7 protein-coding genes are annotated in these 17,253 nt (G+C 71.8%); 1 reads left to right on the top strand and 6 read right to left on the bottom strand.

The window, feature by feature from the left end; translation table 11 throughout:
• Positions 1-274: 274 nt before the first annotated feature.
• The 6 genes from H1D33_RS29550 to H1D33_RS29525 form a co-directional block, all read right to left on the bottom strand.
• Complete coding sequence (locus tag H1D33_RS29550) at positions 275-841, bottom strand: hypothetical protein (protein ID WP_181570087.1); 567 nt, start codon at positions 839-841, stop codon at positions 275-277.
• Positions 838-9,504: a DNRLRE domain-containing protein gene (locus tag H1D33_RS29545; protein ID WP_181570088.1), complete on the bottom strand. Its 8,667-nt coding sequence runs from the start codon at positions 9,502-9,504 to the stop codon at positions 838-840. The genes H1D33_RS29550 and H1D33_RS29545 overlap by 4 nt, the downstream gene beginning before the upstream one ends.
• A 278-nt stretch (positions 9,505-9,782) precedes the next feature.
• Positions 9,783-10,319, bottom strand: a complete 537-nt coding sequence (locus tag H1D33_RS30385) for an SCO7613 C-terminal domain-containing membrane protein (protein ID WP_414685464.1) — start codon at positions 10,317-10,319, stop codon at positions 9,783-9,785.
• A 3,103-nt stretch (positions 10,320-13,422) separates the two neighbouring features.
• Positions 13,423-13,743 (bottom strand): divalent-cation tolerance protein CutA, encoded by a 321-nt coding sequence (gene cutA, locus H1D33_RS29535; protein ID WP_181570089.1) that lies wholly within the window; start codon positions 13,741-13,743, stop codon positions 13,423-13,425.
• A 56-nt stretch (positions 13,744-13,799) separates the two neighbouring features.
• Positions 13,800-14,822 (bottom strand): 1-acyl-sn-glycerol-3-phosphate acyltransferase, encoded by a 1,023-nt coding sequence (locus H1D33_RS29530; RefSeq protein ID WP_181570090.1) that lies wholly within the window; start codon positions 14,820-14,822, stop codon positions 13,800-13,802.
• Entirely contained in the window at positions 14,822-15,655 is an 834-nt protein-coding gene (locus H1D33_RS29525; protein ID WP_181570091.1) for a patatin-like phospholipase family protein, read from the bottom strand. Before H1D33_RS29525 ends, H1D33_RS29530 begins: the two co-directional genes overlap by 1 nt.
• A gap of 178 nt (positions 15,656-15,833) precedes the next feature.
• Between H1D33_RS29525 and H1D33_RS29520 the strand changes: the two genes are divergently transcribed.
• The gene (locus H1D33_RS29520; RefSeq protein ID WP_181570092.1) at positions 15,834-17,249 is read left to right on the top strand and encodes a serine/threonine-protein kinase; all 1,416 of its coding nucleotides are present in this window, start codon (positions 15,834-15,836) and stop codon (positions 17,247-17,249) included.
• The last annotated feature ends 4 nt before the right edge of the window (positions 17,250-17,253 follow it).

Here is a 17,253-nt window from a genome sequence, read left to right as displayed (position 1 = left end):
CGAGCCGGTCTACCTCCAGCAACTGCCACTGGGTATCAAGCAGGTCGCCTGGGCGAGCCCCCTTGGCTCTGGCGAGTGCCACCTACAGCGTGCCGGCAAAGGCGCCTTCGCCCACCCCCGACGCCTTCGACCTCCCACGCGGCGGCGTCCTCCGCGAACTCATTGACGTCTCGCGCCGTTGGAAATACATCTTGTCGCTGGGACGACCGGTTGCTCATCAGGTGACCGGTGGAGGCGCCCGAAACCTTTGGACGCCTCCACCATCTGCAAAGAATCACACACCGAGAAGCGATCCGCCGCCCCAAGCACTCGAAGAAGAGCCCGACGGCCGATAGGACCGGGCCATGCTCTCATCGAACAACAGCAGCAGAGAGTCCGGATGGTAGGTCGGCCGACCCAGTTCGTCGAGTTCACCCAAAGCGATCACCACATGCAGCTCAGGGCCGAAGGACACTCGCATGGACCACATACTCTCAGGACAGCCGGCCTCACTCACCTGCCAACTCGCGTGCACGTCGGTGATCGTACGTCCGATGAGTCTCGGCCAACTCTCGCCGTCGCTTACGGGAACAGCGGCCACTCCCTCCGAATCTGCCAGCTCCTCCCAGCCGATATCAAGTCCTTCTGTTAGATCCTCTCTTCCCCAGGCCACTACGAAAGCACCTGACGAGAGCGTTAGAGCGACCTCCAAATCCACCTCATGGGCTGAACCGAGCGGCGGAAGAGTCAACCCGCCGTGTTCGGTTTGTCGATAGACGACTCGAAGGATGCTCGCTCCAATGATTCGTTGCTTGATCTCCGTCAACAACTCCGCACATGTTTTCAAGATCAGCATACTCATCCTGGATATCTGAAGTTGCCGAAGTACTGGAATGCGCCACCTTGATCGAAGACTGCCCCCACCCCATCCGGCCGGACAATTCGCGTGCCACCGTTGAATCCACCGCCAGTTACCGGTTCCTCGACGCCACGCGGATGAAAAGTAATGTCATCCAACAGCATCTGACCGGCTTGATCGAGGTCAGCTTTCTTACTGCCGACGCGTGGGAGGAACCGCTTCGGCGAAACCTGACCCGGATTGAGTTGGTGCTTGTCGTATTCCAGCCCAGCTTGACTCGTCTCCGCCTTACCGTTCCTACCCGGCCGAATACCGCTAGCTGCCATGTCATTGCGGGCCTGCAGGTTCGGCCCACAGTTGTGGACCAACACCGGACTGTCGCCAACGAGCACATAGTACGTGTGAATGTCCTCGACGGTGAGGTTGTAGACCGCGGCGTTCGCGGTCCGCTGACGCGTCCGCACCACAGTCAGTTCGCGGCCGTCGTCGGTGATGACCTGGTCACCGCCGAGCAGTTGCCTGGCCTCGATGTACCGCTGCTCGTCATCCACCCAGAACGGGTGACCCGCGGTCGCGGTGATGTCGGCAGTCTCGTCGCCGGCGGCGCCGTCCACGTCGACCGTGACGGTTACCAGATCCCGCTGGCCCTCACCCTCGATCAGCCTGGTCACCGGCTTGGCCGCGGTCTCTCCCGTCTCCGGGGAGCTGGCCAGCACCAGGTCGCCGAGGGCGACGTCCTCGATTGCCTTGGTGCTGCCGTCGGCCATCAACACCTGGGTGCCCGGCACGAAGCTGTTAGACAGGCAGTCTCCGCCCGCACGTGAGGCGCCCTTGCCGGCGCCGGTGCGTACGCCGCCCTTGGCGACGTCACCCGCGCCGGCCCGGGCAGCGCCCTTCGCCGCGCCGCCACCGCCACCGCCGGCCGCGATGCTGAACGCGTCGAACAGCAGGTGACCGGCCGCCTTGCCGGGATGCCCCGACTTGACGTCGTTGGTCAGCCCGTCCGCCCAGTCCTGAACGGCCTGGCCGGGGTTGCTCAGCGTCTTCTTCAGCGCGTCGCCGCGGGCGTTGCCCCGGCTCTTCGCCGCCTCACTGGTGTCCTTGTCGACCAGCGGGTTGCCACCCACCGCGGTGTCGTAGCCGACCTGCGCGATGGCCTCGGCAGTCCCCTTGGCATCCGAGCCGATCGCCGAGGCGGCGTCCTTGACGAAGTCACCGACCTCGTCGGCGGCATCCGAGAGCCAGTTGTGGCCGTCCAACTCCACGTTGCTGATCGGATTACCACCGGCGAACGCGTACCGGTTGCCCGTGTACGGGTCGACGGCCAGCCCCAGGTCGTCCAGCGCCCCGTTGTACGAGTCCCGGGACAGGAACTGGTTGATCCCCGGGTCGTAGTCGCGGAAGCCCATGTCGTAGTCGCCGGTGGACTGGTCGAAGCGCTTGGACTGGAACCGGTACGAGTTGTACGGGACCTTGTCCGGGTTCTCCGGGTTGCCCGCGTCCGGCTTGTCCACCCCGGTGAACTGACCGGCGTCGTTCTTGCCGTACGCGGTGTAGCCGTACGTCGCCCGCCCGTCGCCCTTGTCGTCGGTGATCTGCCCGATGTCGGAGGAGCCGTCGTACCCGGCGTACGAGTCCTCCTGGCTGTTGTCGGTGTTGGTCTTGACCTGGGACAGCAGGTCACCACCGGGGCCGCGCTGGTAGGACTTGACGACCTTGGTGCCCTCAAGCTCGGCGGAGATGTCCCCGGTCAGTCCCAGATAGGCGTACGTGGTGGTCTTGCCGCCGTACGTCCGCTCGACCTGCCGGTCCAACGGGTCGTACTTGTAGGTCGTGGTCTTGCTACCCGGGTTCTTGGTGTTGCTGACCACGTGGTCGAACCCGTCGTACGTGTAGCTCTCCACAGTGGTGCCGGCGGCGGTGACCGTCTTCAGCCGACCGTACGGGTCGTACGCATAGGACGCGGACGCCCCGCTCGTGGTGGCCGTGGTCAGCCGGTTCTTGTCGTAGGTGAAGGTGGTGGGTAGGCCGCCGACGGTCTGCGAAACGACGTTGCTGTTGGCGTCGTGCGCGTAGCTCTCGGTCCCGGCGCCGCTGCCGGTCTTGGTCACCGACCGGACGCGGTCCTGCGGGTCGTACGTGAAGGTGCTCGTGGTGTCGACGTACGCGGTGCGGTTGTCCGCGTTCTGCTTGTGCGAGACGTCCTTCGACTTCTGCCCGTTGGCCGTGTACTCGTAGGTGTGCTGGTTGACCACCGCACCGCCGGACTTCTTCTCCACCTGACTCTGGGTCGAGCCGTTCAGGAAGTAGTCGGTGGTGACGACGTTGCCGTTGCCCTTGGTCTCCGTCGCCGTCTGCCCGCGCTTGGTGTAGCTGTAGCGGGTGTACTTGGGCTTCGGATCGGTCGGCGAGGTCATGTTCTTGATCTCGGTAGCCAGGTCCCGCTCGGCCTCGTACGTGTACTCCGAGATCTGCGTGTCGTGGGTGCGCTTCTTGAGCAGGTCGTTCGGCTCGTACCCGAAGGTCGTGGTGTTCTTGACCGTCGAGCCGTTCTTCTCCTCCACGCTGGCGACGCGGTTGAGCGGGTCGTAGGAGACGACGTAGGCGTCGATGGCCGCCCCGGTGCTGGTGTCCAGCATCTTGACCAGGTTGGCGTTGACGTCGTACTCGTAGGCGAAGTTCTTGCTGGGCGTGCCGGAGCCCGCGCCGTTGTCCGACTGGCTCTTCTTCTTCCCGTCCGGGAAGTAGGTCCAGTTCATCTGGCGGGGCGTGCCGCTGGAGCCGGTGACCTTACGCGACGTCTGGGCGCCGTTGTCGTCGTAGTCGTAGCTGGTGGTGATGTTCCAGCCGGCGTCCTGCGAGGTGCGGATCCACCCGTTGTCGAAGAACGTCTGCACGGTGTCGTTGCGGGTCGACTGGCCCTTCGACGGCGGCGCCGAGATGCGCTCCAGGTTGCCGATGTCGTCGTAGCTGTACCTGGTGACCGGCGCGGTGGTGAACTCCGAGTCGTCCCGGTCGTACGGCTGCTGGACCTCGCGCACCCGGTTGAGGGCGTCGTAGAGCGTGACGGTGGCGAAGTCGTCCGGGTCGTCGGTGCTCTCCACGCCGCGCGGGCTGATCTGCCGGCTGAGGTTGCCGACCTCGTCGTACTCGTACTTGGTGGTGCGGTAGGTGGTCGTGCCGCTGACCGACTGGTACGGCACCTTCTCCTCGGTCAGCGCCGACCGCTCGTCGTAGGTCATCTGCGCGCGGTTGCCGTCCTGGTCGATCGAGACGGTCGGGTTGCCGTCCCGGTCGTACTCGACGCCGGTGGTGTTGCCCTTGGCGTCGATGGACGTCTTGATCCGGTGGTTGAAGTCGTAGGTGAACTTCGCCGTGTAGTCGGTCGACTGCGGCGTCGCGTTCTTACGCTGGTCGTTCTGCTGCACGACGTTGCCGGCGAGGTCGTACTCGATGCTCACCCGGCCGTTGAGCGCGTCGGTGGCCTCGACCGGCCGGTTCAGCTCGTCGTAGACGTAGACGGTCGTGTAGTCGAGGGTGTCGGCCGCGGTCAGCACACCCTTGGGTTCGGTGAGCTTGACGACGTTGCCCACCTGGTCGTACTCGTACTTGGTGGTCGGGGCGTCGGAGGTGCTGGTGTCCTTCGGCGAGGTGACCGTCGTCGGGCGGTCGAGCGGGTCGTAGACCGCGGTGGTCACCGCGCCGGTCGGCGACGTCTCCTGGGTGATGTTGTCGTTCTTGTCGTAGACCGGTGCGGGCGTGGTGATGTAGACGCCGTTGGCGGCGTCCTTCGGCACCTTCCGGGTGAGCGGGCGGCCGAGGCTGTCGTAGGCGAAGGTGCTGGTGTGCTGCTTGGGGTCGGTGACGGTGAGCACGCTGCCGATCGACGAATAGGTGTACTTCGTGACCTTGGTGAGCGGGTCGGTGATCGTCTTCGGGTACCCGACCGGGTCGTAGTCTGCGTAGCGGGTGAGGTTGTCGTTCGCATCCGTCCCGGTCAGCATCCGACCGACCCCGTCGTACGTGTAGCTCGACGTGTAGTCGCCGGCGGTGCTCGTCGCCGTGCCCTTGGGGTCGGTCACCGAGGTCAGGTTGCCGACCGCGTCGTAGCCGAAGTTCCAGTGCCGCCCCTCGGGCGAGTACTTGTCGGTCAGCTCGGCGGTGTGCCCGGACAGCCCGTACCGGTAGTCCATCCGCAGGCCGGAGGTGTTGTTCTTGTTGGCCTCCGGATCCTTGATCTCCAGCGGGTAGCCGGTCACCTGGTCGAACCGCCAGGTGCTGATCGCGCCGTTCGCCTCCTCCAGCCGGCTGACGTTGTTGTCGGCGTCCCAACCGAGGATGGTCGCCTGGTTCTTGGCGTTGGTGATCCGGGTGGCGCGGCCGAAGCCGTCGATCATGCTCTCGGTGGCCCGGCCCTTGGGGTCGGTCACCGTGGTGATCACCGCGTTGCTCGCCGAGCCGTCCGGATCCTGGTAGTCGACGTAGGTGACCTTGTTGAGCCGGTCGGTGATCGCGTTGACCTTGCCCTGCTGGAACGGGTCGCCGGGATCGTTGTAGGCGATCTTCGTGTTCGCCGCGCGCGGGTCCGTCACCCGGGTCAGGCGGGCGTTCTGCGGCCCCTGCGACTCGTCGTAGGCGAAGCCGAAGACCTTGGCCTCGGGCGTGCCGGAGCCGTCCGTCACCTCTCGCAGCAGGCCGCCGTCGCTGTAGACGAAGGACAGTGTCCGCCCGCTGACGTCGGTGATCGACTTGACCTGGTCGATGATGCGCGGGTTCTGCAGGTTCGTCAGGGACTGCTTCGTGCCGTTGACGAACGCGGTGTAGCTGTCACCGGCGGCGTAGTAGTCCAGGCTCAGCGTCCGCCGGTTGTCCGGGTCGGTCAGGTAGCGCAGGACCGAGGTGTCCCGGTTGTCGACCCGCATCCGCTCGTACGTGAACAGCAACTGGTTGCCGTTGCGGTCCTGCACGGCGCTCTGGTAGCCCTGCTCGTCGAAGACGAACTGGCTGCGATCCGGCCGGGTCATCGTCCAGGCCTGGCTGGTGTCGCCGCTGTTGGTGCGTTGCAGATAGAGGTGGACCCCGGCGGGCTGCACGTACCGCCAGTCGGCCGGATTGCCGCTGCCGTGCTTGTCGAGGTTGAACAGGTGGGTGGTGCCGTCCCCGTCGGTCATCGCCACCTGCTGCGGCCAGGTCGCGTCGCCGCCCCGGAACTGCAGCGGCGAGCCGAGCCGAACCGTGCTCGACGTGGACAGCGACCAGCCCTGGCCCATCGACGAGGTGGACGTGTCCTGGCTGTTGTAGGTCAGCCGCACGAAGGTCGACACTCCGCGGCTCGGATTGGCCAGCGGGTTGTAGCCCACGACCGCGTTGCCGGAGAACTGGTTGACCATCAGCGAGGCGCCGGAGCCGGCGCTGCCGCCGGTGTACTGGTAGAACTTCTCCAGGCCGAGCTGGTCGGAGGTCGGGTCCTCGACCGCGACCGACTGGTCCAACGGGTCGATCTGGGCGCTCTGCGACAGCCACTGCCCGGTGGTCTTGTTCCGCAGTTCCCACTTCAGCACGTACGGCTCCCGGCGGTCACCGTCGCTGCCGGAGGTGGGCGCCTTGACCGTGCCGTTGATGGTGACCACGCCACCGGGCGCCTGAGCGGACGGCAGGGGCGTCTCGATCTGGTTGCCGGCGGTGGTGACGTCGGTGCCGTCCCGACGCGTCCAGTGGTAGGACAGCACCCAGTCCGACGGCGACCACACCGACGCGGTCGTGTTCGTGACGGTCACCGGGACCAGGTACTGGTCGCCCGGGATCATCCGGCTCGGCGTGTTCGGCGCGTAGTAGGTGCTCTCGCTGTTCGGCGCGGTGAAGATCACCCGCAGCCGGGGGCGCAGCGACGGCTCCGCCGCCTCGGCGGAGAGGAACAGCATCCGCTGCTCCGCGCCGGCCTCGTCGGCCTGCCGGATCAGCACGCCCTTGTTGGTGCTGGGCGTGTCGATCCAGCGCTGCACCAGCGGCCCGGCCTCCCAGTTGGTCCAGCCCGGGTCGCCGTTGAGGGAACCCACTGTGGACTGCACCGTCGACTCGGCGTCCCCGCCCGCCGTGGTCCAGGCGACGCCGGACTGGGCACTGTTCCAGGTCGAGGTGGTCTCGCTGAAGTCCCGGGTCAGTCCGCGTAGCTGGAACTGCTGCTGGCCGATCCCGGCGCCCTCGGTGTACCAGCCCCAGAGCCCGACCTGGGCGTTGATCACCTTGGTCTTCGCCGGCAACCCGGTCACCGTGGGGAACTTGAGCACCACCCGGCTGGTGCCGTAGATCGAACCCTTGTTGCCGACCTGGAGTTCCCCGCCGGCATCCAGCTTGTCCCAGTTGCTGGTCGGCTTGGCGCTGGTCAGCGTGTTGTCGTCGGCGCCGGTGAAGAACTTGATCACCTGGCCGGCCTTGGGCAGCCGCACCATCTGGGTCTGCGCCGGGAGGACCGTGCCGTCCCGCAGCCGCGCGGCGACCATGTAGAAGTAGGCGTCACCGAACTGGCTCGCCGAGTTCGCCGGGGTCGGCGTGGCGTGGGTGTCCGAATAGGTGGTGCGACCCGGACGGACCGGCGCGACGAGCGTGGCCGCGCTCGGCATGAAGTTCTGCGTCCGGCTGGCGTGCACCTGGTACTCGAGCAGGTCGTCGTCGGTTGACGAGGACGGGTCCGCGTAGGTCGACCAGGACAGGTCGGCGCCGGTCGCGCGGACGGTGTTCACCGGGTTCAGCGCGACCCCGGGGCGGCCCCAGGTCAGCACCAGCTTCGGTCCGTGGTCGTCCTCGCCGCCGTAGGAGAAGTCTCCCGACTCGTAGCGGGGTCCGCCGCCCTTGTTCGTCTCGTCCGTGCCCTTGATCATGAAGCCGTGGTTGGTGCTCTGGTCGGCCAGCCAGCCCTGCACGATCGACCGGACGCTGTAGCTGTGCCAGGCGTTGGTCTGGTGCAGCGGCTTGTTCACCTCGGCGCGCTTGACGAAACGCACCCCGTCCGCGACGACCGTCTTGTTGGCCACGTCGCCCAGGACCACCTTGTGGGTGGTGCCGGCCTTGAAGGCGTACGAGCCGATCGACACCCAGGAGCCGTTGCCGGAGCCCGTGGTCTGGTTGACCGGCTTCACCACCGACCCGCCGTCGTAGTAGACGGTGTACGGCGCGTTCGTCGCCCGGTTGCTGCCGGGCACGTAGTGCACGAACACCTCGTACTGGCCGGTCTCGGTCAGCCGGGGCACCCAGGTGAAAGTCTGCCCGGTGGTGGCGTCGGCGTTGTAGCGGTAGGCGCCGTTGAGCGCCTGGGCACGATCCGTGCCGGTGGCGCCCGGCCACTCGCCGGAGGCGGTGACCTTCGCGGTGTCCGCCTCGTCGACCTGCTCGCGATTCTCGCCCACCTCGGCGAACTTGCTGCCCATGCTGTTCCACGTGGCGGTATTCTCGGTCCACGCCGAGGTGACCCGACGTGCCTCGAAGTTCATCGACGCGTCGTCCGCACCACCGTGGGTCTGGTCGAAGTACATCTCCAACTGGGCCGAGTCGAGCACCGTGTTCGCCGGCACCTTCGACAGGTCGAACTTGGTCAGCGACCGGAACGTGCCACCTGTCGACGCGCCGGCGGAGAGCTTCCAGGTGCTGTCGAAGTTCTCGTCCGGTCCGCCGGAGGCGAGCATGACGTCCTGGGCCTGGCTCAGCGTCGGCTGGACCTTGATCGTGGGGTCGATGACCACCGGGTACTTCCGGTCCTTGCTGCGCAGCCAGTCACCGTCGGCGGTCACCGTCACCGTCGTGCGGCCGGCCTGCTGACCGACCCGCTGGCTGACCCGGTAGCTCACCTTCTTGCCGACCACCGAGTCCGGATCGTCGGCGCTGTCGTACATGTACGGCCGCGGCATGGTGAACAACGCCGGGCCCTCGCGGTCGGTGGCGTGGAACGAGACCGATCCGTCGGGCTGCGGGACCGGCCGGACCTTGTCGACGTCGAGCGTGAACGACCACGTCGCCGGTCCGCTCGGCGGCGCGGCGAGCACGATCTGCTCCTTGACCGCCGAGCGTGTCACCTCGTAGACGAGGTCGGCGTCGCCGGCCGCGTCCGGGTAGGTGACCCGGGTGCCCTTCACGGTCGGCCGCAGGTCACGCCGATCACCGGCCAACCCCAGGGTCAGCCCGTGACCGCCGGTCGAGTAGGACAGGACCCGGTCGCTGCGGTCACCGAACCGGCTGACGAACGAGTTCCGGGTGGCCGCGTACGGGAAACCGGCCGTGGTGGCGGCGGTGACCTCGGGCTGGATGTCCTGCCAGCGGCCCTTCCCGTCGCGGTAGTGCACCGGCTCGCGGCTGACCTCGGCCTGGGTCCGCCCGTCGGCGAGTTGGAAGACCTTCGTGGTCGCGGTGCGTCGGTCGGCCAGCTCGCGGACCCGGCGGGGCGCGGGCATCGCCTCGGCCGGCGCAGGGCGGGCCACCGACGGCAGCACCTTGGCCGGGCCGGGCGGGGTCTTCGGCACGTCGCGGCCCTTGGCCGCGGGCGGGCGGAGCACCGTGCCGGGGCGCGGCGCCGGTTTGCCGTCGCCCGGCGGCCGGGCCTGGGCCGGCGAGCCGGAGGCCACCAGGACGGCGGCGATCACCGCCGCGAGCAGGCGGCGGGTATGACGTGAGCGCATGCGTAGTCCTCCACGCGGAGAGCACGAAAAAGGGCGCGATGGATCCCGGCACGTGATGTGCCGCTCGTAACGCCGCGAGATGGAGAATCCGCGCGCAACTGCGCGCCAGACACCGCGACCAGGGCTCTGGGATGAGTCGGTTCAGCGCCCCCCGTGGGTGCCGGGCAGAATCTAACAACCTTCGATGTGGTTGAACAACAGTTGCTGTCGATCAATTTTTGGCGCAGCGAGATTCCCTCACTACCTTCAGTGAGGGAATCACTAGCGATCAGAAACGGTCAGCCCAGTCGGGCGACCGTCGCCCGGAGCCGGGCCAGGTCGCGTCGACGCCGCTCGTAGGTGGCCGCCAGGCCGATCAGCAGCAGCCCACCCAGCCCCAGGAAGACCCACCGGGGCAGCAGGTCCCACCCTCGGGCCAACTCGTGCAGCGCCAACGGCACCAGCGTCGCCGCGCCCAGCACGACCGGTGCCTGCCACCGCCGGACCGCCCCGCCGACCACCGCGCCGAGCGCCACCACGCCGAGCGCCAGCCGCCGTACCGGCTGCGGGTCCGGCGCGGCCAGCACCGAGACCAGGCTGGGCAGCAGCGCCGCGCCCAGCCCTGGGCCGAGCGCCAGCCAACTGGTCAGTTCCGGTCGGCGGCGCAGCGCCAGCAGGCCGGCGCCGAGGGCGAGCAGCGCCGCCGGCACGGTGTACGCCTCCAGCACCGCCACCCGGCCGGCGGCCAGCAGCAGCCACCCGCCGAGCAGTTCGCTGCCCGCCGCCACCACCGCCAGAACGGTGCGCCCGCCCGGCGCCTCCCCTCGACGCAGCACCCGCACCGCCACCGCCAGACCCCACAGCACGCAGACCACCGCCGCATACCGCAGCGCCCCACCCGCGAGCAGCACCGCGAGAACCGCCCCCGCCTGCGCCACCCCTCCAGCACTCCCAAGGCCCCGCCGCCGCCCCCAACTCGCCGATCTTGGAGTTGTGGCGCCCAGGTTGTCGGGATCACGCCTTTACGACCGACCACAAGTCCAAGATCGACGAGGCGAGGGGTGGACCGCAGGGCCGGGGCGGTGTGGAGGGTGGCCGTGGCGACGGCCAGGACCGCGAACGCGGCGGTACGCAGTGGCAGGCCGGCGGCCAGTGGTGCGGTGACCGCGAAGCCGGTGGCCGCCGAGACCGCGCCCAGCCAGCCGGTGAGCCGGACCGCGGCGGAGCGGCCCGCCGCCCCCACCGCGACGCCGGCCAGCACCAGGGCGCCCAGCGCGACGAGCGTCCCGGCCCGGGTGGCGAGCAGCCCTCCGAACCCGAACCCGCCGAGCACCGCCCCGAGCGGCAGCAGCACCGCCACCGCCACCGGCCCCCGAGCGGCCGTTACCGACACCGCCGCCGGGCCCCGCCCCGCCGCCACCGCCGGCACGCCGACCGCCCCCACCGGGGCGGACACGCTCACACCCGCCGGCCGGAGCGGACCCCAGCCCGCCAGCGCGACGGTCAGCAGCGCGGCGAGCCCGGTCCCGAACGCCACCGCCGGCACCACCGGCCAGGGCGCGCCGGCCGCCGCGAGCAGCACCGGCAGCGCCACCGTTCCGAAGGGCAGCGCGGGCCACCACCAGCCGGAACCCGCACGGGCGTACCCCGCCACCACGACACCGAGGAGCGCCAGCACCAACCCGGCGCGGCCCGCCCCCACCGGAACCGCCGCGTCGGGCACCCCCGACCAGGGCCGGACCGGCAGGCCACCCAGGACCGCCAGCGCGGCCGGGGCGGCGGCCAGCACCGCCAGACCGGCCGACGCGACACCGACCACCCGAGGCGCGACCGGCGGGCGGGCACCGGCGCCGGCGACCAGCGCCAGCAGCGCTCCGGTCACGGCGTAGAGCCCCACCGGCTCCCCGGACACGACGAGCGGCCCGAGACCGACCCCGGCGAGCGCCACCGCGAGCCCCGTCGAGGCGTACCCGCTCAGGTCCGGCCAGCGGCGGCGGACCGCGACGACGGCGACCACCGGCAGCACGACGGCGGCGGTCCCGCCCCGCAGTTGCCACCAGGGCGGCGCGCCCAGGCCGAACAGCGCGACGACCACGCCCGCCGGTACGGCGAGCAGCGCCACGGCCAGCGCGACCCCGGCGACGACCGGCTGCGACCCCGCGCCGCGCCGGCCCAGCGCGGCCGTCGTCACGCCGAGCCCGGCGGTCACCGCCAGCACGGCACCGGCGCCGGCCGGCGCGGCACAGCCGACCAGCAGCGCGTGCCCGGTCAGCAGCGCGGCGGTGGACGCGGCGACCGCCACCGGGACCGGACGCCGGCGCGACCGAAGCACGGCGCCGAGCAGCAGCGCGGCGGCCACCGCGAGGTCGGCGACCAGCACCGCCGGCCAGGGCGTGTCCACCGCGGCCGGCGCGGCGAGCACGGTCAGCCCGGCGGCGAGCACCCCGACCAGCGGCCGGGCGGCCCGGGGTGCCAGCAGCGCCAGCGCACCGGCGACCAGCAGCAACGTCGACGGCAACTGCCAGCCCTCGGGCGGGGCCGGCACCGTCCGGCCGCCCTGCCAGGCCGGGAACGCGGCGATCGCGGTCGCGGCGGCGACCAGGCCGGTCAACACCGTGGCGACCGCCCCCAGGCCGGCCGCCACGGTGAAAGCGCCCCACCGGGGACCGGTGCGCACCCGGGCCGGCAGCACGCGGACCGCGCCGGCCAGCGCCGCCGCCACCAGCCCGGCCGCGATCAGCAGCAGGCCGGGACGCCCGGCGGCGACCGGTCGCACCAGCGCGGCGGCGAGCACCGGCACCAGCAGCCCGGTGGCCGCCGCGCGCCACACCCGGCCGCCGGCCGCGAACGCGCTCGCCACCAGGGCCAGCGCCACCACCAGCAGCGGAGCGCCGGCCAGCAGCGTGGTGCCGGCGGCGCGCCCCACGGCCAGCGGCACCAGCGCGCACCCGGCCGCCAGGGCCAGCGCCACGCCGTACCCGAGCCAGCCGAGCACCAGCCCGGCCCGGGCCGCCACCGGCGCCGCGTCGCCCCCTCGCGACGCGCCGCCGGTGGCCCGGCGCCGCAGGACGACCACCACCACGAGGTCGCCCAGCGCCAGCGCGGTCAGCACCAGCGCCCAACCGGCCGCTGTCGGCCGCGCCGCCGCCACGGCAAGCGGCAGCGCGGGCTGCGCGGCCAGCCACGCCGCGAACCACGGCGCGGTGAGCCGGCTCAGCCGCCCGTACCCGGCCGCCACCGCCGCGCTCCCGGCCGCGACCAGCGCGGCATACCGGCTGCCCGGCCAGCCGGCCACCCCGAACAGGTCCACCGACCAGGCCGCGTACCCGTCCAGGAGCACCAGGAGCAGGCCCACCGCGGCGATCGTCTCGGCGGTGCCGCGCAGCCCGCGCGCCCGGGCCACCAGCGGCGCGGCGAGCGCCAGGACGGTGACGGCGAGCAGGATCAGCGCCCGGCCGGCCACCCCGAACGCGGCCCAGGCGACCGCGGTGAAGACCACCGCGGCGGTGCCGAGCAGCAGTCCACCGAGGACGAAGAGCAGGCCCTGCACCGCGCGGGCGGAGGCCTCCGCGCCGCCCGGGCGCGCCGGCACGGTCACCGGCGGCGCCGGCCGCACCGGCATCGGAACGGCCGCCGGGCGCGGGGCGGGGATCTCCGCCCTTATCCGCGCCGCCAGCGCCGCCCGCCGCTGCCGGACCGTGGACAGCCGGCCGGCCAGTTCCTGGTACGCGAGCCGAGCCGCGTCCACCCGCGGGGTCAGCGCGGTGATCTCCCGGTCCAACCGCACCACCTCGGCGGCGGGCGGGTACGGCGGGCGGCCGCAGGTGCGGCAGCCGACGACGAGGTCGGCCGGTGCGCCGCAGCCGGGACAGGGGTAGCCGGTGTTCTCCACCCCGCCAGCCTCACCGACGGCGCGGCGGGCGGACAGAGTAGGCGTACCTAGGGTCGGGTGTGTTCGCGCACCCAGGCCGTGTAGTCGGGGTTGCCGCTGTCCTCCCGGCTGACCAGGATCTCCGGCACCTCGTACGGGTGGCCGGCGCGGAGCTGGTCGACGAGCGCGTCCACCCGGTCCGGCGTGGTCTTGAACCGTACCCACCACTCGGCGGTGGTCTGGATCGCCGACTCCCACCAGTAGGTGCTGTCCACCGGCCCGCCGACCTGGGCACACGCCGCCAGGCGGCCGGCGACGGCAGTGGCCGCCAACACGTCCGCCACCCGGCGGGCGTCCACCACCGTCGTCACCACGCAGATCTGCTCCACCAGCGCACCCTACGCGGCGACCGGGCCGCCACGCCCGAACCGGGCGCGAAAGCCGCTCAGGCGTCGGCCGTGCCGTCCCGGTTCGCCGCGACCCACCTGTCGATCCGGGCCCACCAGTCGAACAGCCAGTCGATGCGCTCCTGCTTGCCGGTCGGGATCTCCTCCGGCGGCACCGACCAGAACCGCATCACGATCCGCTTGTCCATCGGCAGTTCCCGCCACACGTCGGCGACGGTGAGCATCTGGTCCAGCCCGGTGTGCGCCACGAAGATCACCCCGGCGTCCGGGGCGGCGTCGAGCGCGGCGAGCAGCCCGCCGGGCTGCGGCGCGAGCACGTGCTGCATCCGCTCGGCGCGCAAGGCCATCCGCTCCAGGCCGAGCCCGCGCAGCTTGGCGATCGCGCGCAGCCGGCGCGACGGGGTGAAGTTGCCGCCCTCCGGGAAGATCACGAAGGCGTCGTCGTCGTCGAGCCCGGTGGCCAGGTGCCCGATCTGCCGCACCGCCGAGTCCCGGCCGTCCGGTCCGGGCGCGATGAACCGGTTGGGCAGCCGGTTGAGCAGCACGTCGATGGCCGGGTCCCACTGGAGGCTCTCCTTGAGCACGATCCGGGGCTCCCGGTGGAACCAGTTCACCAGCGCGTGGATCAGGATGAACGAGTCACCCGGCCCGGCGTGCCGGCAGAGCACCAGCTCGGGCCGGCCGGGCAGCGCGGTGTCCGGGTCGGTGCCGACCACGTCGATGCTCAGCCGCAGCGTCCACCGGGCCTGCCAGAACAGCACCCGCAGGAAGCGGCCGGCGACCACGTAGTGGGCCCGCTGGAAGGCCGGTGACCGCTTGTGCCGGCCGAACCCGGAGGCCAGCCAGAGCACGAAGAGGGCGAGCAGGGCGGCGGCGTCCCAGACCAGGTAGACCGCGCCGATCCAGAGCAGCCGCAGCGGGCGCAGCCGCCCCGGCACCAGCGGCGACGCGGCCAGCGCCAGCAGCGCCCAGCCGGGCAGCGTGGTCACCACGACCACGGCGAGCAGGACGACGCCGGGCGCGAGCAGCAGCCGGCGTACCCAGCGGGGTGGCAGCGGCATCAGCGGTCCAGCGCGGTGTCCAGGTAGCGGCGGGAGGCGGTGTACGCCCGGCTGATCCGCCGCCCCACCGCCGCCATGTCCCGGTAGGCCCACGGGCTGTCGTCGCGCGGGTCCAGCCCGCCGGTCGGCAGCACGTGCACCTCGACGCCGTCGGGCAGCGCCGCCATCTCCCGGGCGAACCGGTGCCGCCGGGCGATCTCGAACGCGACCTGGGCGATCTCCCAGGGCCGGCGCGGCGGGCTCAGCTCGCGTTCGATCCGGCCCACCTGGAGGACGAAGATCCGCGTCGCCCCGGCGGTCACCGCCTCACCCACCGGGATCGAGTTGACCACCCCGCCGTCGATGTAGTGCTGGCCGGCGATCTGGGCCGGCGGCAGCAGCCCGGGCACCGAGGCGGACGCGAGCACCGCCGGCACCACCGGGCCGACGGAGAACCAGTGTTCGGCGGCGCGTTCGATGTTCGCCGCGCAGCAGCGGAACGGCACGGCCAGGTCGGCGAACGTGGTCGCCTCGCCCAGCTCGCTCTCCAGCAACCGGCGCAGCGGGCGCGGCGAGTGCAGGTGGGTACGCGCGGCGAACCGGCGCAGTTGCCGGGCGACCGAGTCGCCGTACACCTCGCTCGCCTCCGGGGAGGCCCAGAGCCGGACCAGCCGGTCGGTGACCGCCTCGGTCGGGTCGGCGGCGACCAGGGCGCCGTTGACCGCGCCGATCGACGTGCCGAGCACCAGGTCGGGGCGGATCCGGGCGCGGAACAGGGCCCGCAGCATGCCCACCTCGACCGCGCCCAGCACTCCCCCGCCGCCGAGCACGAACGCCACCGGACCGCCTGCCATGCCGTTCATCCTGGCACGCGACCCGCGGTCGGGCCCGTCCGAGCCACCGGACCGGGCACCCGGTCACGCGGTGCCATCGCGGCGGCGCGCAGCGACACCGCGGATCGACGCCCGTTGACAGGCCGGACACATTCCCGCAACCTGGTAGCGCTCCCGAGCCCAGGGCAGGTGCGAGGTGATGGCGACACTCCAGGCCGGCCGCCTGCTGGCCCGGCGGTACCGGCTCATCGACCGGATCGGCGCCGGCGGCATGTCGGTGATCTGGCGGGCCCGCGACGAGGTGCTCGACCGGGTGGTGGCGGTGAAGGTCCTCGCCCCGTCGCTCGCCGCCGACGCCCGGTTCCGCGACATGGTCCGCGAGGAGGCCCGCTCGGCCGCCCAGCTCGACCACCCGCACGTGACCGCCGTGCACGACTACGGCGAGACGGTGGCCCCGGACGGCTCGATCACCTCGTTCGTGGTGATGGAGCTGCTCAGCGGCGAGGAGCTGGAGCACCGGCTGACCGAGGGCCCGCTGCCCTGGCCGGCGGCGGTGGAGACGGGCGCCCAGGTGGCCGAGGCGCTGGCCGCGGCGCACCGGCTCGGCATCGTGCACCGGGACGTCACCCCCTCCAACGTGATGATGACGGCGATCGGGGCGAAGGTGCTCGACTTCGGCATCGCCACCCGGGTCGGCGCGCCGGACGAGGACGAGGACGGCGGCACGTTCGGCACCCCGGCGTACGTGGCGCCGGAGCGGCTTGACGGCGCGCCGGCCCAGCCGGCCACCGACGTCTACTCGCTGGGCGTGCTGCTCTTCGAGACGCTGACCGGCCAGCCGCCGTACCCGGCGGACACCTGGGAGCAGCTCAGCGCCGCGCTGGCGGAGAGCCCGCCACCCACGCTGGACGGCGTACCCGGGCTGCCCCGGCCGGTCGCGGACGTCTGCCTGCGCTGCCTGGCCCGCGACCCGCGACAGCGGCCCAGCGCGCACCGGGTGGCGGCGGTGCTGCGCGACCAGTTGCTGCCCGCCGACCCGCAGGCGACCACCATGCTGGCGCCGACGATGACGTTGCCCACGCTGACGTCCGCGCCGGCCCGACCGGCGACGGCCACGCCGGCGCGGCGACGGGCACTGGTGCTGGCCGGTGCCGGCGTGGCGCTGGTCGCCGCCGCCGCGCTGCTGGTGCCGGCGCTGACCCCGGACCGGACGACCCACCCGCGGGTGCTGCCCACCGCCGGGCCGGTGGAGGCGCCCACCGAGGCGTCGTCCCCGACCGGGGAGCCGACCGGCGCCGCGCCGGCCGTGCCGACCGGCGGACCCACCGCCGCCGCGCCGACCGCGTCGGCCGGCGAACCCGCCGACGCGGCCGAGCGGGTGGACGGCCTGATCGCGGCGGGGCTGGCGGAGGGCGCGATCCGTGAGGACGTCGGGGTGGACCTGCGCAACCTGCTGCGCAACGCGGTGGCCGCGCCCGACGAGGGGGCGGTGACCGCCGCCGTGGACCGGCTCCGCGGCAAGATCGTCGAGCGTCGGCGCGAGGGCAGCATCACCCCCGGGTACGCGCGACAGCTCGACGCCGCCGCGGCGGCGCTGGTCGCCGGGCGCGCCTGACGCC

This window comes from Micromonospora ferruginea, from assembly GCF_013694245.2.
GTDB classification, from domain to species: domain Bacteria; phylum Actinomycetota; class Actinomycetes; order Mycobacteriales; family Micromonosporaceae; genus Micromonospora; species Micromonospora robiginosa.
The sequence above is the reverse complement of the archived record's forward strand: the minus strand, read 5'-3'. Positions and strand labels throughout refer to the sequence as shown.